We start from the raw sequence: 25,760 nt of genomic DNA, 5'->3' as shown, positions 1-25,760 counted from the left end.
AAGGCACCCTACGCTTAATAAGCTCGTAGAGTGCCTTACTTATTTTTATCGCTATCCTTCCAAATCCACCGTTACGCCGGACTTAAATTCCACGGTGAACCTGTCCTCGTAGACAGTGACCTTTTCAATCAGCCGCCTGACCAGTTGCTCGTCATATTCAGTAATAGCGGTGGGCTGTTCCTTCAGAAACGCGCTCATATCAGCTATCCGTTTTCGAATCTCATCGCGGCCTGCATTTTCCACCTGAGCCTTCTGCTTCTATTCGCGCAGGTGGTAAATCTCATCGGCGACATCATCGTAGTCTGCCTTGGAGCTGGCCAGCTTTAAAAGCTGTGTTTGCAGTTCCTCCAGCCGGTTATGAATGTCGGTTAAACTGATGCCTGTTGTTCATGGAGCAACAAATAAATTTAAAATGGAACGAATGGGCATTGAGGTAAAGGCAACTAAATTCTATTGCTTTTGTCAGACTCACGACAAAATGTTTTATCCAATTGACTAACGCGCTATAACCCTTAATAAATACACTTTTTTCTTATATGCTTATAGAACATTTGCATCAACATACTACAAAGTGATACGCGAACTCGATTGCTACAAAGCGCTACGGCAAAATTATGACGTGACATGTAACCCGTTAGCAATTCTATTTTATATGCAAACCGAAAATTGGCTGTCTGCGTTGAACTGGTATAAAAATAAATTTGACCAGGCAATACTTATCGATAATTATGATTGTTTAGAAAGTGCAATTATAACACTAGGGGATAGCCCTAAAGGGAATAGCGCAAAAAGGTAAAATATCAGTTCGATAATAAACGCACAGCGGGTTTCCCAGCAAGGGAAGCTGGCTGTTATTTTTATGCTGTTTTATCACCGGACATGCTGCCCCAAGGTTTACGGATAGCGGGACTAAAACTAAGTAACAGAAGAAAGGAAGGTTTTCTTAAGATATTTACAAAAAAACCCATGTAAAAAGAAGGAAATTGTCAAATTATCTCAAATTATAAAACTAAAGTCAAAAAAGTGAGATATTTCAATCTACCGAAATGGCAAACTCCGTGAAAACGGTGGACGCAAAGCCACGGGTCTAAAGCTGAACCATGCAGCTATGATCGCCGGGCTACCGAAGGAGATTTAATTGTGTAGCTTGCTCCTTCCATGGGCAAGTTTTTTTATTTACTTTGGCAGCAATGAAAATAATGAAGATTGGGGATGAGGATGATGGTGGTTAGGTTTTGGAGGAAAGTGCTTTTTTTAACCGGTGTTTTAGTTTTATCAGTGACCGTATTAGCCTTTGGACAGACAGCACTAAAACCCGCACCGGGAGGAGAGGTGAAAAAAGACGGGGATTATGTTACTTGGATGTCATTCCTAGATGATAACTGGGATGTTTATTACCTTAACCTGGATACGGGTACAACGGGTAATTTGACGGACCATCCTGCACACCAGGCTTACCCGGATGTTTGGTCTGATTATGTTGTCTGGCAGGACAACAGGAATCATGCAGATGATCCTAGCGGAGTTTATGCTATTTACCTGTATAATTTCCAAACCGGTGAAACCAAACAGGTTTCCCAAACGGAGGGTAACCACCAGCATCCTATCATTGCTGAAAATAACATCGTATGGACTAATCATAAGGATGGCAGGACGGACATTGTCTTATATGACTTGGAAACCAATAGTCAAAAAACAATTTATCAGGGGACAACCGCTTTTGGAGTAAAATTTGACGGGCAAATTATTGCCTGGACTGATTTTCGCAACGGAGACGCAGATATTTATGCCTATGACTTAATAGAACAGGAGGAAATCAGATTAACATATTCAGACAAGGATGAAATGTCGCCGCTGGTCGGTGGCGGTACAGTTGTTTGGACGGAAGAACATAATAACACTAATCAGATTTACAGCTACAATCCTGATGACGATATTTATCGCCGGGTGACGGCCGGAGATGAAGACCATCAACCGATTGCCTTTGATGGAGAAAAACTTTTGCTTGAAGAAGACGGCAAACTTTTCTTGAATCAGAATCCTACTGTTTCAGTACAGCAGCCCGTTGGTTTAAAAACCGGTTCAGCAAATCAAATAATTCTTGAAAACGGTCAGGTTACATACATTACCGGCAGCAATCTAGACCAAGAGCCTGTTAGTGATGCCTTAGAGCGTAAAGAAACGCCGGAAGATGGGGCGGATGACCACTCAGACACTAGCGGCTCCCTCAAGTCTCAGGATCAACAAACGCCCAGCGTAATTAAGCTAGAGTCACCTGATAACAAACTCAGCCTTACAATTGGGAAAAACAGATTAAGCAGCAATTTTGCCATGCAGATTAAAGAAACAAACAATCCCACTGGGGGAATGTATACCACTATCGGGCCGCAATATCAGTTTGAAGTAGTGGCAGGGGCTATAGAACCTTCTACCGCCATTAATGTGACGCTGAATTATTCTCTTAATAATATCCACACCGATATGCAAAAAATTGGCCTTTACCAGCGAAACACAGAAGGTGCTTGGGTCTATATTCCTATGACGCATAACGTGGAGGAAAAGACCATCAAAGCAGAAATTAACAGCCTTGCGCCAATTGCACTAATGAGCTATCAACAGACATTCAATGATTTAAACGGGCATTGGGGCCAAGACGCTATTGAAGTTGTTGCTGCCCACAAGGCAATAAACGGTTATCCCAATGGTGGCTTTGCACCGAATAAACCAATTACCAGAGCGGAATTTACCAAACTGTTGGTAACAATTATGGGTGTAGAGGTTGTTGGCAATCAAGCAGGAAATTTCCAGGATGTCTCTAAAAAACATTGGGCTTACTTGTTTATAGAAACTGCTGCCCAGAGAGGCTGGGTTAAGGGTTATAATAACAAGTTTAGCCCCGCGGCCTCAATTAGTAGAGAGGAAATGGTAACCATGCTGATGCGTGCTGCGGATAGCGAAAGTGAAATTACAGATAAGCTGGCCCAATATAAGGACCATAATCAGATTAGCCAATGGGCTAAACCCTATTTTGCCAGAGCAGTCGAACAAGATTTGATAAGTGGTTATAACAAATTACTTGATCCCCATGGAGCAACAACTAGGGCAGAGGCAGCTGCGTTATTCTACCGGTATTTGGATATGACCGGGCGTTTTTAGGAGGTTATGTAATATGAAGCGTTTTAAAAGAACTTTATCAGTTTTGTTGATTTTTACCTTTCTATTTTCCCTAGTTCCATCGGGGTTGGTAGCTGCAGCCGGAAACGCCGGCGGGCAGGAGCTGTACATGCGGTTTGACCCGGCAGTGTACAACCCTAATGAAGGAAAGGTTACCATTAAATGGACCTTTGAGAAGGATCACCAAACGAGGGTGGTCATTTATCCAATTAACGGTAATGAGGCTGATCCTATCCGGGTTTTAGCGGAAAATGAGTTTTTTTCAGGTGGGTATGTGGAGAACACCCTCGAATGGGACGGGAAAGATGACAATGGAGATGCGGTGCCAAATGGGATTTACCGGGTGGCAGCCCGTCCCTTGGAAGAAGAATGGAACATGTTTGCCAGGGAAGCCAGTTTGATAGTAACTTCTTCTCCGGAGCAGGATATCAATATTGCTCCTGATGGAGAGGGCAGTTACATACTGTATGGGTCTTTTTATCCTGAAGATGATGAAGTGGCAGTAGAGATAGAAATTGATGGAAAGTACAATAGGAGTGCGGATACTGACGACAGCATGTGGATGACTACCGTTGAGCTTTACGAAAATGAAACACGCCGATTTCGCGTGACAAAAACAATTGAGAAAGAAGTAGAGAAAACCGATGCAGAAGGCAACACATATATCGAAATTGAAGAAGAGGAAAAATATGTTGGCGAACTGGTTGCCTTAGAGTATCAAGTTAAGAAGGATGATACTTTAGGCGCCATCGCCGGACACTTTTATAATAACAGCCGTCTTTACCCGCAAATTGCTGAATTGAATAACATCCCTGATCCAAATAACATTTTTCCAGGCCAGAAGTTGATTATTCTAGACCCGGAACAGGAAGGGGATCTGATCCGGCCGGAAAACCCGCAGGAACCATTGCAGGCGCAGCTGGGGGGCGCCAATACCCAGGCAGGTCAATCTGCAGACCCTGTAAACCTAGCTACGGGTAATTATTTTTACCAACATCAGGACTTAGCTATTTCCGGCACTTTCCCGATAAAGTTTTCTCGCATTTATCTATCTCAGGGTAATCATCATGGAATTTTGGGTATTAATTGGCATAACAGTTTTGACATTCATTTAAACATTTTATCTGACAGCAGCGTAGAAGCAGTTTTTGCAGACGGGCATAGAGAAGTTTTTACCCTTGATGACAGTCCAAACTACAAGCCGCCTGCAGGGTCCCACAAGAAACTGCGGAAAAACGGTGATGAAACTTTTACTTTATCTTACCGCAATAAATGGAAGTACCATTTCAGTCAGGGAGGACGATTAGCAGCTATTCAGGATCCCAACGGCAATAAGACTGATTTGCTTTATGACAATCTACTGCTTCGCGAAGTCCGCAATGACAGCGGGCATATGCTGTTCCAATACGACCGCCTGGGCCGGTTAAGACAGGTTGTAGACCAGGCTGGGCGAAGTGTAAGCTATGATTATGATAGTGACTATAATCTTACCGACTTTACGGACCCGGAAGGTAATACTATTCAGTATCAGTATGACCGCGATCATCGGATGAGGAAAGTAATCAGCCCAAACAAAAAAGGAACTATTGAGAATATATACAATGACCAAGGACAGGTAATAAGACAGGTGGCTCCTAACGGCGGCATTACCTATTTTAATTACCAAGGGGGGACAACTACTGTTACAGATGCCAAAGGCTACGTAACAACCTACCGGCATGATGGCCGGCTGCGGTTAGTAAAGAAAATTGACCCTTTTGGTTATGAAGAGTCTTATCAATATACGGAAAATGATGAGATTAAGCTGTATATGGATAAGAAAGGTAATAGTACCAGCTTTGAGTATGACGGAAATGGAAACTTAAAAAAGGTGGTTAATGCCCTGGGCCAGGTGACCACGTACGAATATGATGCTGATAACAACTTAAAGGCAGTCTATCTTGCCAACAACCAGACCTACAACTTTAATTATGACGGCCAGGGTAACCTTACAGAAATACTTAACCCTTACGGTAAGCAGGTAAGCCTGAACTATAATATCACCGGCTTAGTGGAAAATATGGTGCAGCCAAACGGTGGTATCAGCAAATTTAACTATCAAGATAACGGTAACCTTGATACCATCGAGGATGCACTGGGCCACATCACCCAGCTAAATTATGATGCGGCGAACCGCCTAAAAGCTTTTATTGACCCTAAAGGAAATGAATATTCATTTACTTATGATGATAACGGACGGCTGGTGACCAGCACGGACCCGTTAGGTAACACCATTACCATTGAATATAACGCCAACGGCAAACCAATAAAATATATTGATCAAGAAAATGATGTTACGCGCTACTATTATGACACTGCTGACCGCTTGAAAGAGGAAGTTGATCCGCTAAATGGCACAACGACCTTTGAGTATGACCTGCTTGGCAATATTACGGCTGTTACCGATGCTGAAGGCAACACTATAAACTACACTTATGACGGACTAAGCAGGGTAAAAAATATAGAGGATGCGGCAGGGTACCTAACAGAATTTAAATATGACGCTAACGGTAACGTTAAGCAGGTGATCAACCCCAGAGGCGGGACCACCGTATATGAGTACGATGCAGCCAACCAAATGATAAAGCAAGTAGATCCTGAAGGAGTGGTAACCCACTATAGCTATAATGAAATGGGTCAGTTGAAACAAGTACAAGATGTAGCAGGTAACAAAACCGTTTATGAATATGATGAAATAGGCAGGCTGAAATCCGTTGCGGATTCTTTGGGCAATGCTACAAAATACGAATATAATGACCTTAATCAGGTTGAGAAGGTTATCCAGCCTAATGGAGCCGAATACCAATATAATTACAACCTCTTGGGTAATTTAGAAAGTGTCATTGACCCGGCAGGCAATCAAATCAGTTGGCAGTATGATGCCAATGGCAACGTGAAAAAGGCAGTTGACGAACTGGGCAATGCTACCGAGTATGATTATGATTCGTTAAACAGAGTTAAAACCATCACAGATGCCAAGGACAACGTGCGGCAGTTTCATTATTCCGCCACCGGGTTGCTGGAGAGAGTGATAAATGAAAAGGATAATAGCACCTGGTACAGCTATGACGCTTTAGGACGGCTGAAGAAAGTAACCGATGCATTGGGATATACCACCAGCTACCAGTATGACAAGGTTGGCAATCTAAAGGAAGTGTCTAAAGTTCAGGAACAGCCTGAAACGGTAAAAGAAGCTGTTTATGCGCGATTAACCCTGGACCTGGGTGTCGGTACGGTCAGCCAAGGAGAGGATACTCAGAACATTATAGAAACTGTCTATGAAAGTGTTTATGAAAGTGCCTATGATACGTCGGGTGATTCGGATCCGTTGGCTGGTGACCTGGATAATAGCTTTCTAAATGAAGTCTATAGTTGGTTTGATTCAGAAAAGATTCAGAAAACCGAATACCGCTATGACAAACGCTACCAGTTAAGAGAGATAGAAGACGCTTTGGGGAATATCACCTACTATGATTATGATGCCAATGGCAACGTGGAGGTAATTACAGATCGTGACGGCTACAGCACCAGCTACAGTTATGACCTGGCCAATAGGCCCACCGGAATAGAGTATGCCGATGGTCGAAAGGTATCTTTCAGCTATAATAACCTGGGTCAGATGAACAATATGACCGACTGGCTGGGCAGCTACACCTTTGAATATGACCCCGTGGGGAGAATAAATAAGGTCATTGATGCTCTAAACCATACCACCAGGTATTTATATACACCACTGGGTCAACGGGATAAGATCATTTATCCCGATGGCAGTGAGGTTGATTACGAATATAACAGACTAGGCCAATTAACAGGAGTAACCGACGGGCTTGGCAAGAAAACCACATATGGTTACGATGCAGTTGGAAACATCACTGAAAGAATATTACCCAACGGCACCAAAACAATAATAGACTATGTTCCCTTAAGCCAGGTAAAACAGCTCAGTCATTTAGACCCAGAGGGAAAAATTACCGATATGTACCAAATCGAGTATGACAAAGCAGGTAATAAGAAAAAGATAACGAAACAACACTTTGAGGAAGCAACGGCAGACCCGGAAGAAGACGAAAGCTTAAGCTTTACCTACGATGCCCTGGATCAACTGCGTACCGTTACCGATGCCAACGGCAGCAGAAGAGAATACCTATACGACTCCATAGGGAACCGTACGGCAATGCTGGAAAGCAGCAGCGGAGAAACACAGGACTCAGTATTCTACCGCTACAACCAGCTAAACCAATTAACCCAGATAACAGATGAAGACGGAGATACCAAGGATTTAAGCTATGATAAGCGAGGCAATCTTAACAAAATACAAAGCGGTGGTAACGTATTTAATGAATACATCTTTGACAGCACAAACCGCCTGGCACAAGTAGTAAACAAGCATAAAGAAAAGACCAGCTACACCTATAACGGCTTAGGGCAAAGAGTAAAGACATTAATAGAATTAGATAAAAATAAAGGCGGCAGATTATCTAAGGATAAGGAAATAACAGATGCTCAGCAGCAGGCCAAGCCTGGCTTTGACCAGCAGCACAAACGGGATAGGATGGAGACAACCTATGCTCTGGATATGCTGTCCCCAACTCAGAATATCCTGCTGAGCTACGGCGATCAAGTACAAACCCAGCGCTTTACCTACGGCCTAGAAGTACTGAGTATGCATTTCCAGAGCTTGAATGACCACGATAACGGCTGGGTACCCGAAGGCGACGAAACAACCTATTCCGGCGAATGGGAGACACTCTACTACCTCCAGGATGAACTGGGCAGCATCATGAAAGTAGTGGGAGCAAACGGCAAAAAGAGCGCCCATTACAATTACGACGAATTCGGCAGACCCCTGGGAGCAGTAAAATTTGATCCCAACTGGCCCGGACCGGATAATACCTTAGGCTACACCGGCTATGACTATGACCATTATGCAGGGCTGTACTACGCCAATGCCAGGTACTACATGCCGGAAATAGGCCGGTTTATTTCAGAAGACCCGTGGAACGGCAGCCTGTTTAATCCTAATACGTTAAATAAGTATCCGTATGTACTTAACAACCCGATGAAATATGTAGATCCGTTAGGGTTAAGGCCATTAGACTGGCCTCAATTCATGCAGTCAAATTCAGGGTCAACCAGTGGACTAGGAAAAGCAGCGGCAAAAGCCCAATGGCAGGGTGAAACAGCAGGAATTAGTACTCCAAACCAAAATGGACCTACAGTAACACCAATAGAATTAGTGGTTAAGGATAACCATAACCTATTTGAAAAATATTTAAGATGGCGTTTAAATCAACACCCACAACTAGTTGTAAATGAGAATGGAGAATTAAGGTATACTGAAGAAGAATTTGACAAAATGCTTAACATGATTCCTGTCCTTGGTGTAGAAAATTTAAGTAAGAACGTAATTAAAAAAGCTGGTAAAGGGTTATTACAGAAACTGAAACAGTTATTTAGCTCTAAGGGCGCGGGCAACTCCGGAGGAATAGTAACAAAGAACGGAATAAAAATTGAAGGCTTCACAGGTCATGGCGTAGATAGAGCAATAGGAGATGGATTTAAACGTGCAGGTGTAAAGCCAGATAGCATTTTAGATGCATTAAAAAATCCCCTAAAGACTAATAATGTCGTTACAGATAGTTTAGGACGTAATAGCCAAAGGTTTATAGGGAAAACAGCAGAAGTAGTTATAAATCCTGATACAGGTAAAATCATTTCGGTAAACCCTACATCTTCAAGTAAAGCAGCAAAACTTCTTAGAGAATTGGAGGGATTGAAATGATTATAAAAATCACTCAGATACAGAAAGATTTTTTAACAAAGAAGGTATTACAAGATAGAATGGAATTGATAAATGAAATTATGAAAGGATGGCTTATTCAGGGTAAATGGCAAGTCGATATCTCCAATAGTGTAGCAGATGAGATGCGAGATTTATGCTCGGAGATGCTTCAAATAATCGGATTTGATGAACATTATAAATTGACAAAATACGGTAAAATGTTGGAAGAATTAATTGACATTTTCTATATTGAATAATTGAGAGGTCAGCAATGACCCCTATGAAATCCTTGGCATCTATGAACATTTACAGGCATCTTCAAAAGTTTGGGATTTGGCCGTTTTACCGTGTTCACAGCCACCTGAAAGATGTACCTTGACCAATTCACAGCCACCTAAAAGAACCTTTGATCGGTTGCAAAAACCTCTTAGCGGTCGGCATTGCCGACCGCTGTGAACCGGCAGGTGCGCCCAAAGGTGCACCCGCCTTTAACCTGCATCATTTTCGACCCCATGGTTCACCCTGTGATTGAGGGGATGAAGGCACATTTTGGGGCTGCATTTTGAAGGGAAAGGTTTTTTCGCAGAAGCCGCCAAATCCGGTTTCATTATTGCCGAAGGGGCAAACACCTTATGGAAGTAACTAAAACGCAACACAGGGGCACACAGTGGCTCACGGGGTTAAGTATTTGAAGTCGGATAACGAGTATATTTATGAAAATGTAACGATTAGCTTCTGTGAATTACCGGTAACGAACATATAAATCGGATGTACCCCATGGTTCATAGTGAACCATGGATTTACAGGAAATCTTTCTGTGGTAAAATTTGCGCCAGGAGGGGGTTTAAGGGGGTAACTCAAGCCCTTCCTTTTCCTTTTTCTGCATATGACAGTTCTAATACAAATGTAGAAATGACTTGTAATCCATTTCAAACAGAGTTAACATCACACAGCAATAGTGAAAATAACCTGTTTGAAACTGTAAGTCTTGCGGTAGATAGGCTGTCGCGCCCTTGCGGGTCTGAAAAGACTAACGCTATCATCTGAGGTTGCCGGTGCCGGGAGCTTGAAGTGGATGCAGGAATCAAGAGATTTTATCACTCAAAGCCTTGTCCGAGATTTAGAGCATCAGGCAGTGGAATTAGCTCAAATTGATACTGAGATCGAGAAAATGCTGAAATCTTTTGATTATCAAACTCACTACCATGCCCGGTGTGTAGGATCGGCAGCCGGAACAGTCGCAGGCGGTTATCGGGATAGGATGGAGACAACCTATGCTCTGGATATGCTGTCCCCAACTCAGAATATCCTGCTGAGCTACGGCGATCAAGTACAAACCCAGCGCTTTACCTACAGCCTAGAAGTACTAAGCATGCATTTCCAGAGCTTGGATGACCACGACAACGGCTGGGTACCCGAAGGCGACGAAACAACCTATTCCGGCGAATGGGAGACACTCTACTACCTCCAGGATGAACTGGGCAGCATCATGAAAGTAGTGGGAGCAAACGGCAAAAAGAGCGCCCATTACAATTACGACGAATTCGGCAGACCCCTGGGAGCAGTAAAATTTGATCCCAACTGGCCCGGACCGGATAATACCTTAGGCTACACCGGCTATGACTATGACCATTACGCCGGGCTGTATTACGCCAATGCCAGGTACTACATGCCGGAAATAGGCCGGTTTATTTCAGAAGACCCGTGGAACGGCAGCCTGTTTAATCCTAATACGTTAAATAAGTATCCGTATGTACTTAACAACCCGATGAAATATGTAGATCCGTTAGGGTTAAGGCCATTAGACTGGCCTCAATTCATGCAGTCAAATTCAGGGTCAACCAGTGGACTAGGAAAAGCAGCGGCAAAAGCCCAATGGCAGGGTGAAACAGCAGGAATTAGTACTCCAAACCAAAATGGACCTACAGTAACACCAATAGAATTAGTGGTTAAGGATAACCATAACCTATTTGAAAAATATTTGAGATGGCGTTTAAATCAACACCCACAACTAGTTGTAAATGAGAATGGAGAATCAAGGTATACTGAAGAAGAATTTAACAAAATGCTCAACATGATTCCTGTCCTTGGTGTAGAAAATTTAAGTAAGAACGTAATTAAAAAAGCTGGTAAAAGCTTGTTACAGAAACTGAAACAGTTATTTCGCTCTAAGGGTTCGAGTAATATCAAATACGGCTCTATGAATCCTGGGCCATTGCCTGAAAATATTGCGAAAACTTTTAGAAGCGCAACCTATACCAAGATAGTAACCCAAGAAGAAATAACTCTTTACCGAGCATATGGGGGTAAAGCAGGGGAGCTTGGAAGTTACTGGACAAAGACAAAGCCGCAGGGACCATTACAGACAACGATTGATAGTGCATTAGATCAAAATTGGGGAAATATAGCAACACAAGTTTCGACAATCAAAGTTCCAAAAGGCACAACAATATTTGAGGGTGCAGCAGCCGAACAGCGGGGCTTGGTTGGTGGAGGTAATCAAATTTTTATTGAGAAGGTGGATCCATCTTGGTTAGTAAAGTAAAATGTGTATGTGATGTATTGGAAGAAATTGAGGACTTTCGTTCTATCTCAGAGTTTGAACGATTTCAAAAATATATTGATGATTTGGTATCAGCGGGTGACCTAACTGAGGTGAATGTCCGAAAGCCATATGCTGGATTTCCAGAACAATGGTATCAATGTAAGGAATGCCATCAGATTTGGAGATTGGTACATCCGGATTTCCCTTTTAAGGGATTATGGAATAAAGTGAAATAGCAAATTAACATCAGAAAACGTTGCTTGAGTGCTCGTCGCTCAATCAAGGTTTTTCTTTCCCCTATATTCTCCTATTCAAATGCTGTTAGAACGTCCTAAAATCGAAACTCATGCGCTAAAACACGATCTAAGAATTTACTCCTCAAGCAAGTATCGAGATTCAAAAACGCTACCTCATGTACGTTTATTGGATTTCAAATTCAGACTCCTCATGTAAGTATTTTGGCGTTTCTCAAAAACAGACTTAATGCAAGTAATTTGGAAGCCCCTCTTGTCAGCCATCAGCAAGATCTCTTAGAATCTGACGGAAGCAGATCATTGGAAAAGAATCTGTGGTTACAGCAACTCCAAATGCTGTAACCGAGAGGGGGAGAACCATGCAAAATGTCGTTGGTTATGCCCGAGTATCCACACAAGGACAAGCAAGAGACGGATACAGCTTGTAACACCAAGTGGATGAAATACAGGGATTCAGCCAAGAAAGCAGCATTAATCTTGTCCAAATCTATGAAGATCGGGGAATTAGTGGAGCCAAAGTTGATGAGGAAAGGATTAACCGTTGAACGTGAAGGTTTTGCAGAATACGCTTGCTGTCATATCACAATCGGATATTCAGTCCGTTGTTGTCCTCAATACTTCACGACTATGGCGATCAGATGGGCGAAAGTCTTGATTCAAAGGGAATTGAAGCGAAATCAAGTGGATGTAAAGCCCATCGAGCAACCCAATTACGACATATTTGCACATGATCGGAATGATTTCCTTGTCAACGGCATGCTCTGGAATTGCTCGACCAGTATCAACGCTTGGAAATTGCATTGGGGCTGGGAAGAGGCAGACGCAAAAAAGCCGAGCAAGGCGGTTATGCTGGTGGTGTTGCCTTCGGTTATAAGACTTGTAATCTCCAATGTATCCAAAGGGTCCTTAACGCCGTTCGAGATTAGTGCAAAGTATCCATCATTTTTTTAAATCAGCTTGTAAAAAAACGATATTTGGGCTATAATAAACTTAACCAATAAGTTAAGTTAACTAAAAGGTTAAGTGGGTGGTGGTCGCAAAAGGTGCTTATTGAATACGAAAAAGATTTAGTTCGTGAAATTTTCAATGACTTTGACTTGATGAAGAAAGAGATTGGAAAGGATAGAGCTAGAGCAACAAAGAAGAGACTCGATCAATTGAAGGCAGCGATAAATTTTAGCATCTATTTGACGACAGGGCTTGGAAAACCGCACCCATTGTATAAAAACCTAAAGGGTTATTATGGAATAACCATTACTGGAAACGTGAGACTTATTGTGAAGCCTGATGCCGTAAGCTTGGAACCAGAAGCTTTGAAAGAATGCGATACTGTGATTATTAAGGGGGTGATGGATTATCATGGCAGAAAAAATGAATGGCTTATCCCGTGAGTTTATTATTCATCCGGGAGAAACTTTAAAAGAAATGCTGCAAGATAGGGATATGAAACAACGTGAATTAGCAATGAGAACAGATGTGAAAGAGCCACACATTAGTGGTATCGTGAATTGTCAAAAACCAATCTCTGTTTCTTTTGCTAAGAAATTGGAGTATGCGTTGGGGGTAGATGCAAGCTTTTGGATCAATCTCCAGGCAAACTACGAAAAGGAACTTGCTGATTTTGAAGAGATTAACCAGATTTCAAGTGAAGAATTGGCGATTCTTCAAAAATTAAAAAGCATCACCGAGTACGCTCAGGATATCCGTCTACTCAACCCTGATGCCCAAGGTTCGATGCTTGTCATTGAGTGGCGAAAGCGGTTAAACGTCAGCAGCTTGTCGCGAATACCTGAAATATCACAGGCCGGGGCTTATCGCTTAGCCGTAACGGATAATGTAGATCCTTATATTCTTTTTACTTGGCTTAGAATTTGCGATTTGATAACAAATAATCAACAACTAAATCAAGAGCTTAATATTAATAAACTGAAAAAAAAATTACCTTTAATTCGAAAGCTTACCTTTGAAGAAGATGTTGAAACTATACGTTTAAAACTTAAAGATTACTTTGCTGAATGTGGAATTAAATTTACTATTGTCAAGCATTTCACTGGGGCACCTGTTCAAGGTGTTATTAAAAGAAACAATGATGGAAGCCTTAGTTTGATCATGACCGTAAGGTACAAGTTTGCAGATGTCTTTTGGTTTACTCTTTTTCACGAAATTGGGCATATTCTTAACGAAGATATTGAAGATAAATTGATTGATTATGAGTTTACAAAAAATGAAGCAGAGAATAGAGCCGATGAGTTTGCTGCAAATGTTTTGATTAATTCAGACCGATATAACTCATTTGTAGAATCCGGGGATTTCTCATTAATGCATATTAGTCAGTTTTGTGCTGAGCAGAATATTCCCAGCTTTATTTTAATCGGAAGATTACAGAAAGACGAACACCTTAAATATCATGATTATTCAAGGGAGAAAATCAGGTATGAGTTGGACGAAGCTGAGAGGGTAATGCAGTAACCCAAAGTGGTTTAATAAATAATTTGCCCAAAAACTAAAAAGATAAAGTGCTTGACTTTTCACACCAATATAAATGAACTAGGTAATTGCGAAATTCAAAATTTAACGTAGGCAGCTAATCAGAAAGTTTAATAAAGAGGACAGAAAATTTTAAGCAGAGGTTGGACAGAAAAAATTCGGCACAAATAACCGCAAGTATTTTGCGGGTTGAAAGAGCAAGTATAAAGGATTTGCTAAGCCAAAAGAGGTTTAAGGCTTCTGATGAGTTCGTGTTTATGGAGTTTGTCTGCAAGAATAACGGTAAGCAGTTGAGTAATTCCTGCAAGGAGTAAGTCAGCCTTAATGGTTAAAGCATTTGTAGTTTTTCTGTTGGCGACGCCAAAATTGGATTTAAAGTGTTGAATGGTTTGCTCAATAACGCAACGATTTTTGTAGATATCAATCCATTCAGGGGTGTCTCTAATAATGCCAGGATAAAGTCTTAAGTCTTTTTCAGGATAGGTATAAAACATTCTACCAGAAGGAGAGTCGGAGCAAGGATGTTCACATAAAGTAATGCGTTTAGAACCTTTCCACTTCATTTTTGGGCAAACCCATTTATCTCTAACAACGCCACTCCTTAAGGGCGCTTTACCTTCATATTTCATGGGTAAAGAAGAATCTAACGGACACAGAGGTTGTCCAGATTCGTTGAACCCGGGTTCAGGGAGGTTCTTAGAACCTCGTTCGTTCAGAGGAATGACTGTTTTTAAAAAGTGACAATCCTTCAATAAAAAGTTATAGGAATCGTTTGTATCAAAAGCAGCATCGCCAATAAACGTGCTGGGTTTAAAATGAGTATGTGTTTTAAAAAAGTCGCGCAGAACAGGTTTAAGTGCTTTAGAATCGGATAAGGATTTATCTTCATCAGGGGAATCAGACTTTTTCTCTATTGGGATTTCAGGGTGTGCATTTATAAAGTCTTCATCAAAAAAGGAAATATTTCTGACTATACCAAGGCCATTTGTGAGCATACCAAATTTATAGACATAGCAAAAATGGCCATTGATGTAAAGCTGTTTGACATTTGGATTTGATGATGCGCAGGAAGGCATAATGCCGTATGCCATTTTGTATGGGTCAACAGAAGAGTTGCCTTTGTATTGAGACTTAAGCTGCTTGATTAAGCGATTGATAAACTTAGGATTATTCTCAGTAACGTAAGCTTCAACGCCAGAGGTATCAAAGACGAGATATGAAGCAAGTTCTGAGTTAATTTGCTCACAAATAGGTTCAGTTTGATCAACAAGGTTATCAAAAAGTGTTTGAAGATGTTTAGAAAAATCTTGCTTAAATCGTGTAAATTTTGATGCATCAGGTACTTTAGAAAAACCACAGAATTCACGGATTTCCTTGGAAAAATTCAAAAAAATAATCAGAAGCGCATCTGTAGGAATAGAAAAGATTCTCTGAATGATGAGTGCATAAAGAAAAGACTCAAGCTTAAATTTTCGTTTGCGACCAAAGTGCTTGTAAAAAGCCTGATAGAAACTCAGCGAAATATACTCTGAAAGTTGAATATGCTCTTCAAGAAGCGCTAGAAACCGAGGTTTATCCTTATCAACGAAATCAAGACAACCGTCATAAATATCAGATAGGGATAATTGTTTAAATTTCACAGAATAGATCTCCTTTCTTGTTGAATGTAGATATTGCCTGTTAACTATATTTTACACAAGACAAGTGAGGAGTTCTATATAACTAAGCAAGAAAAAAGATAGAATTTGCAAGGGTTGCGGCGTTTTGCAAACGCCTAATATAAATGAACAGATACGAGGAGGTTGAGTATGCCAAAAGCACGAAAAATGCTAAGCAACTGGGAGGCACCGTATATTCAGTCGCTTATGAAATTAATAGAAAGCCTTTGGGTTCTGAACTAAGAAGCGGGATTGGGTCCGGAAGATCGTCCTCGGGGTTAACTCCGATAAACCACATATATGTCAGGTTTACCGTTGCATGTGAAAACTACCTTGATCAACGACATTAATTCACAAATATGTTAAAACCACCCTGACATTTCTTAGCTTAACATACCGCTACACCGAAGCAAATAAAGGGATGACAAGCCACCATAAACAAATACATAGTTGGATTAAAGGTCCAGTTCCAGAGGAGGAAGCTGGACTTTTGGATATAATAGTAGTAGAATAAGCATATGATAAGCATATCATATTACTATTATAAGGGGCGTTTATGATGAACATAAAACCATCTGCGGCAATACGCAAAAATTACAATGAAATATCGGCACTCTGTAAGATAACGAAAGAGCCAGTTTTTTTAACCAAAAACGGTGAAGGCGATTTGGTGGTCATGGATATCGACACCTATTCAAGACGTGAAAGTATGCTGAAGCTGCGAGAACAACTTATCGCAGCCGAGGAGGATAGATTGATGGGTAGAAAGGGCTACACCCTTGAAGAAGTGGAAGAGAAAATGAGGAAAGCCATCCATGAGGCTACCGGTGAGCGCGGTGAATGAACGGTATCATGTGATTGTCTCGGAAAGAGCGAATGAAATGCTCGTACAGCATACCCGGTTTCTGGCGCAAGTTAGCACTCAGACAGCAGACAAGCTCACAGTAGATATCATTGAGGCGGCAAAAACCCTGCGGGAGTTTCCAGAGAGAGGCTCTTGGCTTAACGGACCGTTATTGCCGAGAGACAAGTACAAAAAACTGCTCGTGGATAAGAGGTATTTGCTGATTTATAAAATTAAGGAGGATACAGTGTATATCGACTACGTGGTGGATTGCCGCCAGGGCTATACCTGGCTAAAATGAGCACCTAAGCTTCAATGATTCTTAAACATCGAAGGAGATTTGAGGACAGGAAAGGTCCTACCTGTTGACATATTCTGCATAACACCCATGTGGTTGTTGATAGCATGCTATCCAACCCCTAGCCCAGCGGATTGCGGGACTTCTGCTGAAAACTTATAAGGGACTCGTGGTAGTTGAAGACTTTGAAAGCCAAGAAAATACACGATTGGCCGACATATTGCAGATGAAGAAAAGTTGGAAGAGATTTTTGAAACGTGAAGAATCAAGGTGAATATTAGAATGAATAGTATAATGATAAGCAATATAGCTATTGAGGTAATCAGGAAAAAAATAAAAAATATTAATCTTTCAGTCCATCCACCTGATGGTCGAGTTAGGCTGGCAGTGCCTGAAAAAATGGACGAAGAAGCAATAAAGCTTTTTGCTATATCTAAACTGTCATGGATCAAAAAACAAAGAGGAAAGTTTGATTTGCAGGATAGGCAATCTATCAGAAAATTTTTATCCGGGGAAAGCCATTACTTTTTTGGAACCAGGTATTTGTTAAATGTCGTGGAGACTTCCGGCAAGCAACACGTGGAGTTAAGAAATAAGAAGTACATCGATTTATATATAAGGCCAAACAGTACAAAAGAAAAACGCGAAAAAGTGATGACAGCATGGTATAGGGAACAGCTTAAAAGCATAATTCCAGAATATATAATTAAATGGGAAGAAGTCATTGGCGTATCTGTTAAAGATTGGGGCGTTAAGCTGATGAAGACCAGATGGGGCACATGCAATACAATGGCTCAAAGGATTTGGTTAAACTTAGAACTCGCTAAGACGAATCCTCGGTGTCTAGAGTTTATTATTGTTCATGAAATGGTCCATTTATTAGAAAGAAGTCATAATGATCGGTTCAAAGCGTATATGGATAAATTTCTTCCAAATTGGAGGAGCATTCGAGATGAGCTGAATGGTTTGATATATGAAAGCAGTAAGTGGTCTTAGTAAATTTGAGTAAGGAGATGATTTTAGTGGCAGAAGTTAAATACGAAATCAAACAGATGATTGGTATCTTATCAGAGTCGTCTAAAGGTTGGTCAAAGGAATTGAACCTAATCAGCTGGAATGACCGGGTTCCCAAGTACGACCTGCGTGACTGGGCACCGGAACATGCCAAAATGGGTAAAGGGGTTACCCTGTCAGCGGAAGAACTGAAGAAGCTACGGGACCTGCTGAATGAGTTAGAGTTTTAACATAGCCTATAATCACTTAGTCCGAGTTAAGGAGGTGCAGCGTGTACAATATCAAAGGCAGGAAGGCAGAGAAAATTGAAGCTGTTACTTTTTCCGATATTATGCAGGAAAGTGATATCGAAGAATGAAGTGAATTTTTGGAAACCGGGAGGCAGACCAATTTTAAGGCCTTAAAAGCTAAATAAGAAAATAACGTAATAACCGCCGAAAAGGCTTAGTAAATGCGCTTTAAGGCGTTTTTTTTGTTGCCATTTGGAACACAGCACACGCAGTTCTTCGCCAATCAATTATTTTATTGTTTTTGGCTTTGCTGCTCGGTAGTGAGTTCCGTTGGTTCCAGATAGTCATTGATTGGCTGTTTGTCAAATAAAGAAGGATGACCAAGTTTCGCTACCATAGCAGTTGTTATGAGCCCATAAGCAGCATGACTTACCATGTAGGATAAGTTGCTGGTGGCATCTGTGGGCTTTATCTTGTTTTGGGGCAGCGCACCTATCATAAAGTTAATCATTGAACCCAATCCGACCCCTGATATCAGCCCCTTGGTAATAAGCCGATCTCTACCTGTCTCAGTCAACAAATAAACTATGCCAACACCGCCCGCGATGCTCATGCCTAAATCAAGCAAACCACCAAGAATTTGACCTTGTAAAGACTTAGCCTCACTGTTTTTCTTTACCCAAACACCAGCTGCCGTCTCGCGAAATGAACGTTGGGATAGTTTATTCTTGTGGGATATTTCATCGATAACATTTTTAGCAATATCCCCAGCCAAACCCGCCACAGTCCCTAATAGGATACGGTCTTTAATCTTGAACATGGATTATCATTCCTTTATTTTTATAATATTTTATTTTTCCATATGCTGTCCGCTTTTATTCTTGGGAAACCGATATTGATTTAGTAATGTTTTGCCAATATTACAAGGTATTAAGACTGTTCTTTGAAAATTCGCATGGGTTCAATCATTAAAAACAATACTACCTCTTTCAGGACAATAAAAATATAATTAGATTTGATAATAATATATTGTAAAACGATAAAATATGAGCTAAAATCAAATCAACAATATATCAGTGAGGTGCTTTTTATGAAACGTGAAACATTCTTTTTAAAGTTCGTTGTTGTTCTTATGGGACTTCCTATCCTTGCTTTGTGTATATTTTTGTTACCTGGGATAGCTGAATATTTTGCAGAATTAAATCCAACGTTAGGTTTTTTGCAATATCCCTTTTTAATCGGGTTGTATGTAACAGCGATAGTATTTTTCGTTGCATTGTACCAGACTTTAAAACTTTTAAGCTATATTGACAAGAACCAAGCTTTTTCGGAATTATCTGTAAAGGCTTTAAAGAATATTAAATACTGTGCCATCACCATCAGTGCCTTGTATGTGATATTTATGCCACTTTTATATCTCATGGCAGAGGTAGACGATGCCCCGGGTATTATACTAATCGGAATGATCATTATCTTTGGTTGCTGGGTCATCGCAGTCTTTGCCGCTGTTCTTCAAAAGCTATTAAAAAATGCTATCGATATAAAATCAGAAAATGATTTAACGGTTTGAGGTGAAAACAATGGCGATTATAATCAATATTGATGTGATGTTGGCTAAAAGGAAAATGAGCGTAACAGAACTTTCGGGGAGGGTTGGAATAACGATGGCTAATCTTTCTATATTGAAAAATGGAAAGGCAAAAGCGATACGATTAGCAACTCTAGAGGCGATTTGTAAGGCTTTAGAATGTCAGCCCGGAGATATTTTAGAATACAAAAGTGACGAAGACCGTCAAGGATAATAAAGTTTGGTTAATAAACATTTGGAGGAAAGTAGGACTTAATATGACAATTATTAGGGGAGGGATATCCATGGACATTAACAAACTGATTATTGAAAATATTGCTAACCCCCATGAGCTGGAGAGAATGTTTAGAAAAGACCCCGAAGCTTTTAAAAAGTCATTCTCATACGCCTGGGAACAAAACCCTGATTCGCAGGTTCTTGCCGTTTGGTATGAAAGATTGCATTTCAAGGAGGCGGCAAATACAGAAAAAGGTTCCTTGCTTCAGAAAGATTTCTTATCCATGGGCATTTTAGCAATTCTGGCCGGGATAAGCACCAGGATAATTTTGCATTTTGCCGAACAGCAAGCAATAGCCCCCATTAACCTTGTTTTTGGTATACTTCCCTTTATTGCCGCCTATTTTGTTTACAATAATACCCCCAAAAAAAATGTTCTTTACATCATTGCATCGTTATTCCTAATCTCCGGATTTTATCTTAATATGCTGCCACTAGAGCAAAAGGATAGTATTATCCTAGCTTATCTACACCTTCCCATTTTCTTATGGGTATTATTAGGGCTCGCATTTACAGGAAATGAATATCCAAAAGGCAGCACAAGATTAGCCTATCTCAAATTTAATGGGGAATTTTGCATACTCTACGCCAGCATGGCAATCAGCGGAATGCTGCTAGCGGCATTAACCATGCAATTATTTGGATTTGTCGGCATGGATATTGAAGAATTCTATTTTCGAAATGTCGTTTTATTTGGTGCTGCCGCTCTCGCTATTGTGGCCACATACCTGGTATCAAGGAACCTTAAACTTGCTAAAAATATTGCACCATATATAGCCAAAATTTTTAGTCCTCTTGTACTGGCCACATTGTTGGTCTATCTTATAACGGTTATTTGGGTGGGGAAAAATCCATTCTTGGACCGCAATTTCCTCATATCCTTCAACGGAGTACTCCTTAGTGTATTGGCCGTCACCATATTCTCCATCACAGAAAGCGGCACAGACGAGAAAAAGAACATTTCTGATTATATAAATTTTGCCCTAATTGTTCTTGCTCTTATCATTGACAGTGTGGCTTTATCAGCCATAGTGTTCAGGCTTTCTTCTTATGGGATTACGCCCAACAGACTTGCTGTTTTAGGCGTAAACATACTTATCTGGGCCAATCTAATTTGGATTATGCTCTCCTATATGCGTTTTCTACAAAACAAAACTGGACCTTCAACGATCCAAGATGCCGTTACTAAGTATTTGCCGGTCTACGGACTTTGGGCAGCTTTTGTTACATTTACTTTTCCTTTAATTTTTTATTAGAAAGGCCCTGTGAATGTAATATCAAACCTAATTTAGTGAGTGGGTCGCGCTTACGCAGAAACATCTAATGTGCATATGGATTAGGGTTTAATGGAATTAATTTAAAAGAGGGACAGCGCATCCATATAGAGAAATTATAATAAGTGATAAGTTGTGAGGTTGTTGCCGTCGTATAGAAAATATTTAAAGGAGAGTACATAAATGGTTAAAGATAACGATTTAAAGCAAGTAACACAATTGATATTAGAGGCTAAGGAAAAAGCTCACCAAGAAACCAGTTGGGAACCAAAGCCAGAATTCACTCCAAACGTAAAATGGCCTATGAATTGTACTATTGGTCCCGGTCTTGAGGGAGCTATAGTGTGTGATACCAAGATTGGCTATGTTAATGGTTCAAAGGGGTGGTTAATTTATCAAGGTTATGATATTTTTGATCTTTGTGCTTATTCATCTTTTGAAGAAGTGTCTTATTTATTATTTCATGGAAAATTACCTTCAAAAGATGAATTAGTATCTTTTAAGCAAAAGCTTAACCTTTATCGAAATATTCCCCAAACTATTAGACAACTGGACAGTTTTAATATAGAAGAAATGAGTCCTATGGCTTCTGTACGATTAGGTAGTGAATTAATGAGGCAGCAGCTAAGTCACCGTATTGAGGAACAGGTACAGCTCTTATATGGAGGTATTTCTGCGGATGAAGATTCTATTTCCATGGAAATAGAGCCCACAGGAGGAGAAAGGGCAACTTATGAATTTGAAAGTGATGAAGAAGAGTTGGTTGATAGTTGTTATCAATGCATAGCAGGACTATCAAGTATTATGGGTGCCATTGTTAGATTACGTGCTGGCCATCTAGCATTAGAGCCTGATCCGAATTTGGGCTTTGCCGCCAATTTATTGTATATGATGAGTGGGAAAAAACCTACGCCTTTGGAAGAGCGGGTTATGGATATATGCCTTATTCTCCACGCCGAACATGGTATTAACGCTAGTACTTTTGCTACAATGGTTGTAGCTTCTACTTTATCCGATATATACTCTTCGGTAGGGGCAGGTATTGCCGCTTTAAGTGGTCCATTACATGGTGGTGCAAATGAAGAAGTTGTCAAAACTTTAGAAGAAATCAAGTCAGTAGATAATGTTAAGCCATGGTATAAAAAACTCAAGGAAGAAAATGGCAAAGTAATGGGATTCGGCCATCGAGTTTATAAGGCATATGATCCAAGGGCAAGGATTTTAGAGCCTATGGCAAAATTACTGGTAAATGACAAGCCCCAAATGCAGGAAATGTACAATATTGCAAAAAGCATAGAAACAGAGGTCCAGGAGGATATGGGTCAAGAGCAAAAGATTTTTCCCAATGTTGACTTTTACTCTGGAATTGTATATAAATCTTTGGGAATTGACTCAGAATACTATACTCCCATTTTTGCTGTATCTCGTATTTCTGGTTGGACTGCCCATGTAGTTGAATATCTTAAGAAAAACCGTATTTTCCGGCCTCGAGCCATCTATGTAGGTGACTATTTAAATGAATTTATCCCTATTGAGGAAAGAGAATAATAGCAAAAAGAGATAACCGACCCGGCCAAAATAATTTTTCTAAGGGGGAAAGATCAATGAAAGTTGTAGCTTTTAACGGCAGTCCGAATAAGGAAGGGAATACTTACCATGCAGCAAGAATAGTTACAGAAGAACTAGAAAAAGAAGGTATAGGAACGGAAATTATTCATGTAGGAAATAAGACCATTAGAGGGTGTTTAGCATGTGGTCAATGCAGAAAGAAAAGAGATGAGAAGTGTATTGCGGATGATGAAGTGAACAAATGGATTCAAAAAATGAAAGAAGCGGACGGTATAATTCTAGGATCACCTGTGCATTATTCGTCAATTGGTGCCACAATGAAAGCCTTCTTAGATAGGGCGTTTTATGTTGCTGGTAACAATGGCGGAATATTTAGACATAAGGTTGGTGCAGCTATTGTTGCTGTAAGACGTTCAGGGGGGCTGCCGGCCTTTGACCAACTAAATCACTATATTACTTATTCCGAAATGATGATACCAACCTCAAATTATTGGAATGTTATTCACGGCACCAGGCCTGGTGAAGCGTTACAAGATGAAGAAGGAGTGCAAATCATGAGAGTCCTTGGTAAAAATATGGCATGGCTCCTCAAATTAGTTGACAACGGAAACGGGTCAGTTGAGCCTCCGGAAAGAGAAAACAAAGTAGCTACAAATTTTATTCGTTAGAAGATTATCTTAAAGCACAGCTTCTTTGGTGTCTATCTGGATGTTTCCGAACTGGGTGTCCGGATGCGGCCGAAATACGCATCTGATGAGCAAAAAAATCGCGTGCCAGTTAGAGTGAAATTACCTCACTCTAACTGGCTTTTTTTAGTAGTTAATACGCCAGCAAGTTGAAGGATGGTCACTTTATATTTAATATTGACTGCTGCCTTCCTGGCAAATGAAATTAATCTAAACTTATGTTATAATACCCAAGGTCATCAAATTTTAGTAGAGGCAGGTAATAAAGTGATTACAGTAACAAATGTTGGCTTAAGGTACGGAGAGCAAAAGCTGTTTGAGAATGTTAATCTAAAGTTCACCCCAGGAAATTGCTATGGTATCATTGGAGCTAATGGCTCCGGCAAAAGTACTTTTCTCAGGATTTTATCGGGGGAAATAGAAGCTAATACTGGGGAAGTTAGTATTTCCTCAAATGTTCGTGTTTCCGTTTTAAAACAGGATCATTATCAATATGATGACATTCAAGTATTAGAGACTGTCATTATGGGGAACGCAAGATTGAGGGAAATTATGGCAGAGAAGGATGCCCTTTACGCCAAAGCGGATTTTAGTGATGAAGAAGGCATACGAGTGGCAGAATTGGAGTGTGAGTTTGCTGAAATCGATGGTTGGGAAGCCGAATCCGATGCTTCTGCCCTTTTGCAAGGTTTAGGTATTGCTACTGAGCTTCACGATAAAAAAATGGTTGAATTACAGGGCGCTGAAAAGGTAAAGGTGCTTCTAGCCCAAGCCCTTTTTGGTAAGCCTGGAGTCCTGATTTTAGACGAACCCACCAACAACTTGGACATCAAGTCAATTAGCTGGCTGCAGGAGTTCTTAATTAACTTTGACGGTATAGTTATCGTGGTATCCCATGATAGACATTTCTTAAACAAAGTTTGTACTCATATAGCTGATGTGGATTTCGGCAAAATCAAGCTATATGTAGGCAATTATGATTTCTGGTATGAGTCCAGCCAATTAGCTCTACAGATGTCCAAGGACCAAAACAAGAAAAAAGAAGAGAAAATCAAGCAACTACAGGAATTTGTCGCTCGGTTTAGCGCTAATGCATCCAAGTCTAAACAGGCTACCTCCCGGAAAAAAATGCTGGAGAAAATCACCCTCGACGATATTGAACCATCCAGCAGAAAATTCCCATACGTTGGCTTTAAGCCAGAGAGGGAAGTGGGAAATGATATTCTAACGGTGACAAACCTTACTAAAACCGTCGACGGAGAGAAGGTTTTGGATAATGTTAGTTTTACCGTTACCAAAGGGGATAAAATTGCCTTTGTGGGACCTAATGAGATTGTTAATACCACGTTATTTAAAATTATTAGCGGTGAAATGGAGCCTGATGGCGGTTCCTATAAGTGGGGAGTTACCATTACTAAGGGCTATTTTCCTAAGGACAACTCAGGATTTTTTGATGGTGTTGACCTAAATCTAATTGATTGGCTGCGTCAGTTTTCCGTGGAACAGTCGGAAAACTACTTGCGAGGTTTCCTGGGTCGGATGCTCTTTTCGGGGGACGATGCATTAAAGAAAGTAGAGGTTCTGTCTGGCGGGGAGAGGGTGAGATGTATTCTTTCCATGATGATGTTAAGCAATGCCAACGCATTGATCTTAGATCAGCCAACAAACCATTTAGATTTGGAAGCTATTACTGCCCTGAATAATGGTTTGAGGGATTATACAAGTAATGTATTATTTATCTCTCACGACCACCAACTTATACAAACTATTGCTAACAGAATTATTGAGATCACACCTTCCGGGGTGATTGACATGAAAATGACTTATGATGAATACCTGGAGCGTTTGCATGCTTAAAGTTTAAGTGCATTACGGGTACCCTTTTCTTACGGAGAAAGGCATAGAATTTTTTATGAACAAGGCCTTGAAGAGTGAGGGCTTGTTTTTTTTCTTGAATGTTATAAAGTTATATGTTATAATTTTATTTTAGAAGTATTTACAAATAAATGTAGTTATCGAAAATGAAGAAGTATGTTAAAAAG

19 protein-coding genes, 2 pseudogenes and 1 riboswitch are annotated in these 25,760 nt (G+C 40.5%); of the genes and pseudogenes, 18 read left to right on the top strand and 3 right to left on the bottom strand.

The annotated features are described in order from the left end of the window. Positions 1-51 precede the first annotated feature (51 nt). A pseudogene (locus MFMK1_RS16590) lies at positions 52-366 on the bottom strand (recombinase family protein); the annotation flags it as partial. Positions 367-1,038: 672 nt separating this feature from the next. Continuing rightward, positions 1,039-1,128, top strand: a riboswitch (cyclic di-GMP riboswitch). A gap of 90 nt (positions 1,129-1,218) precedes the next feature. On the opposite strand from MFMK1_RS16590, the gene MFMK1_RS16585 reads away from it, so the two are divergent. The 8 genes and pseudogenes from MFMK1_RS16585 (at position 1,219) to MFMK1_RS16550 (ending at position 14,263) form a co-directional block, all read left to right on the top strand. Continuing rightward, the gene (locus tag MFMK1_RS16585; RefSeq protein ID WP_366922793.1) at positions 1,219-3,156 is read left to right on the top strand and encodes an S-layer homology domain-containing protein; all 1,938 of its coding nucleotides are present in this window, start codon (positions 1,219-1,221) and stop codon (positions 3,154-3,156) included. A 13-nt stretch (positions 3,157-3,169) separates the two neighbouring features. Continuing rightward, positions 3,170-8,995, top strand: coding sequence for a DUF6531 domain-containing protein (locus tag MFMK1_RS16580; protein WP_366922792.1), 5,826 nt, complete (start codon positions 3,170-3,172; stop codon positions 8,993-8,995). After that, positions 8,992-9,252, top strand: coding sequence for a hypothetical protein (locus MFMK1_RS16575; RefSeq protein WP_366922791.1), 261 nt, complete (start codon positions 8,992-8,994; stop codon positions 9,250-9,252). Before MFMK1_RS16580 ends, MFMK1_RS16575 begins: the two co-directional genes overlap by 4 nt. An 818-nt stretch (positions 9,253-10,070) precedes the next feature. Then, the gene (locus MFMK1_RS16570; RefSeq protein WP_366922790.1) at positions 10,071-11,540 is read left to right on the top strand and encodes an RHS repeat domain-containing protein; all 1,470 of its coding nucleotides are present in this window, start codon (positions 10,071-10,073) and stop codon (positions 11,538-11,540) included. Beyond that, positions 11,525-11,776 carry a hypothetical protein gene (locus MFMK1_RS16565; protein WP_366922789.1) on the top strand — a complete coding sequence of 84 codons (252 nt, stop codon included), beginning with the start codon at positions 11,525-11,527 and terminating at the stop codon, positions 11,774-11,776. Before MFMK1_RS16570 ends, MFMK1_RS16565 begins: the two co-directional genes overlap by 16 nt. 377 nt (positions 11,777-12,153) lie before the next feature. Then, positions 12,154-12,669: pseudogene (locus tag MFMK1_RS16560) on the top strand (recombinase family protein); the annotation flags it as partial. A gap of 168 nt (positions 12,670-12,837) precedes the next feature. After that, positions 12,838-13,185 carry a hypothetical protein gene (locus MFMK1_RS16555; protein ID WP_366922788.1) on the top strand — a complete coding sequence of 116 codons (348 nt, stop codon included), beginning with the start codon at positions 12,838-12,840 and terminating at the stop codon, positions 13,183-13,185. Next, positions 13,154-14,263, top strand: a complete 1,110-nt coding sequence (locus MFMK1_RS16550) for a HigA family addiction module antitoxin (RefSeq protein ID WP_366922787.1) — start codon at positions 13,154-13,156, stop codon at positions 14,261-14,263. The genes MFMK1_RS16555 and MFMK1_RS16550 overlap by 32 nt, the downstream gene beginning before the upstream one ends. A 233-nt stretch (positions 14,264-14,496) precedes the next feature. On the opposite strand, the gene MFMK1_RS16545 is transcribed toward MFMK1_RS16550, so the two are convergent. Continuing rightward, on the bottom strand, positions 14,497-15,930 hold the full coding sequence (locus tag MFMK1_RS16545) for a transposase (RefSeq protein WP_428846297.1): 1,434 nt from the start codon (positions 15,928-15,930) through the stop codon (positions 14,497-14,499). Between the two features lie 568 nt (positions 15,931-16,498). Here MFMK1_RS16545 and MFMK1_RS16540 point away from each other — a divergent pair. The 4 genes from MFMK1_RS16540 to MFMK1_RS16525 all read left to right on the top strand — a co-directional run bounded on the left by MFMK1_RS16540 (position 16,499) and on the right by MFMK1_RS16525 (position 18,325). Next, the gene (locus MFMK1_RS16540; protein ID WP_366922786.1) at positions 16,499-16,783 is read left to right on the top strand and encodes a type II toxin-antitoxin system Phd/YefM family antitoxin; all 285 of its coding nucleotides are present in this window, start codon (positions 16,499-16,501) and stop codon (positions 16,781-16,783) included. Further along, positions 16,767-17,084 (top strand): type II toxin-antitoxin system RelE/ParE family toxin, encoded by a 318-nt coding sequence (locus tag MFMK1_RS16535; protein WP_366922785.1) that lies wholly within the window; start codon positions 16,767-16,769, stop codon positions 17,082-17,084. The genes MFMK1_RS16540 and MFMK1_RS16535 overlap by 17 nt, the downstream gene beginning before the upstream one ends. 279 nt (positions 17,085-17,363) lie before the next feature. After that, positions 17,364-18,077, top strand: coding sequence for a M48 family metallopeptidase (locus MFMK1_RS16530; RefSeq protein ID WP_366922784.1), 714 nt, complete (start codon positions 17,364-17,366; stop codon positions 18,075-18,077). Between the two features lie 26 nt (positions 18,078-18,103). Next, positions 18,104-18,325, top strand: coding sequence for a YdbC family protein (locus tag MFMK1_RS16525; RefSeq protein ID WP_366922783.1), 222 nt, complete (start codon positions 18,104-18,106; stop codon positions 18,323-18,325). A gap of 292 nt (positions 18,326-18,617) precedes the next feature. On the opposite strand, the gene MFMK1_RS16520 is transcribed toward MFMK1_RS16525, so the two are convergent. Continuing rightward, positions 18,618-19,145 carry a hypothetical protein gene (locus MFMK1_RS16520; RefSeq protein WP_366922782.1) on the bottom strand — a complete coding sequence of 176 codons (528 nt, stop codon included), beginning with the start codon at positions 19,143-19,145 and terminating at the stop codon, positions 18,618-18,620. 270 nt (positions 19,146-19,415) lie between these two features. Here MFMK1_RS16520 and MFMK1_RS16515 point away from each other — a divergent pair, with 270 nt between their 5' ends. From MFMK1_RS16515 to MFMK1_RS16490, 6 genes are all read left to right on the top strand, one after another. After that, on the top strand, positions 19,416-19,895 hold the full coding sequence (locus MFMK1_RS16515; RefSeq protein ID WP_366922781.1) for a DUF2975 domain-containing protein: 480 nt from the start codon (positions 19,416-19,418) through the stop codon (positions 19,893-19,895). A gap of 10 nt (positions 19,896-19,905) precedes the next feature. Beyond that, positions 19,906-20,127, top strand: a complete 222-nt coding sequence (locus MFMK1_RS16510) for a helix-turn-helix domain-containing protein (RefSeq protein WP_366922780.1) — start codon at positions 19,906-19,908, stop codon at positions 20,125-20,127. A 70-nt stretch (positions 20,128-20,197) separates the two neighbouring features. Then, positions 20,198-21,445 carry a DUF4153 domain-containing protein gene (locus tag MFMK1_RS16505; protein ID WP_366922779.1) on the top strand — a complete coding sequence of 416 codons (1,248 nt, stop codon included), beginning with the start codon at positions 20,198-20,200 and terminating at the stop codon, positions 21,443-21,445. 201 nt (positions 21,446-21,646) lie between these two features. Beyond that, complete coding sequence (locus tag MFMK1_RS16500; protein WP_366922778.1) at positions 21,647-23,011, top strand: citrate/2-methylcitrate synthase; 1,365 nt, start codon at positions 21,647-21,649, stop codon at positions 23,009-23,011. Between the two features lie 56 nt (positions 23,012-23,067). Beyond that, positions 23,068-23,700: a flavodoxin family protein gene (locus MFMK1_RS16495; RefSeq protein WP_366922777.1), complete on the top strand. Its 633-nt coding sequence runs from the start codon at positions 23,068-23,070 to the stop codon at positions 23,698-23,700. Positions 23,701-23,985: 285 nt separating this feature from the next. Continuing rightward, positions 23,986-25,575: an ABC-F family ATP-binding cassette domain-containing protein gene (locus MFMK1_RS16490; protein WP_366922776.1), complete on the top strand. Its 1,590-nt coding sequence runs from the start codon at positions 23,986-23,988 to the stop codon at positions 25,573-25,575. Positions 25,576-25,760: the final 185 nt, after the last annotated feature.

It is taken from the genome of Metallumcola ferriviriculae (assembly GCF_035573695.1).
Classification (GTDB): Bacteria; Bacillota; JADQBR01; order JADQBR01; family JADQBR01; genus Metallumcola; species Metallumcola ferriviriculae.
This window is presented reverse-complemented; position numbering and strand designations above follow the sequence as displayed.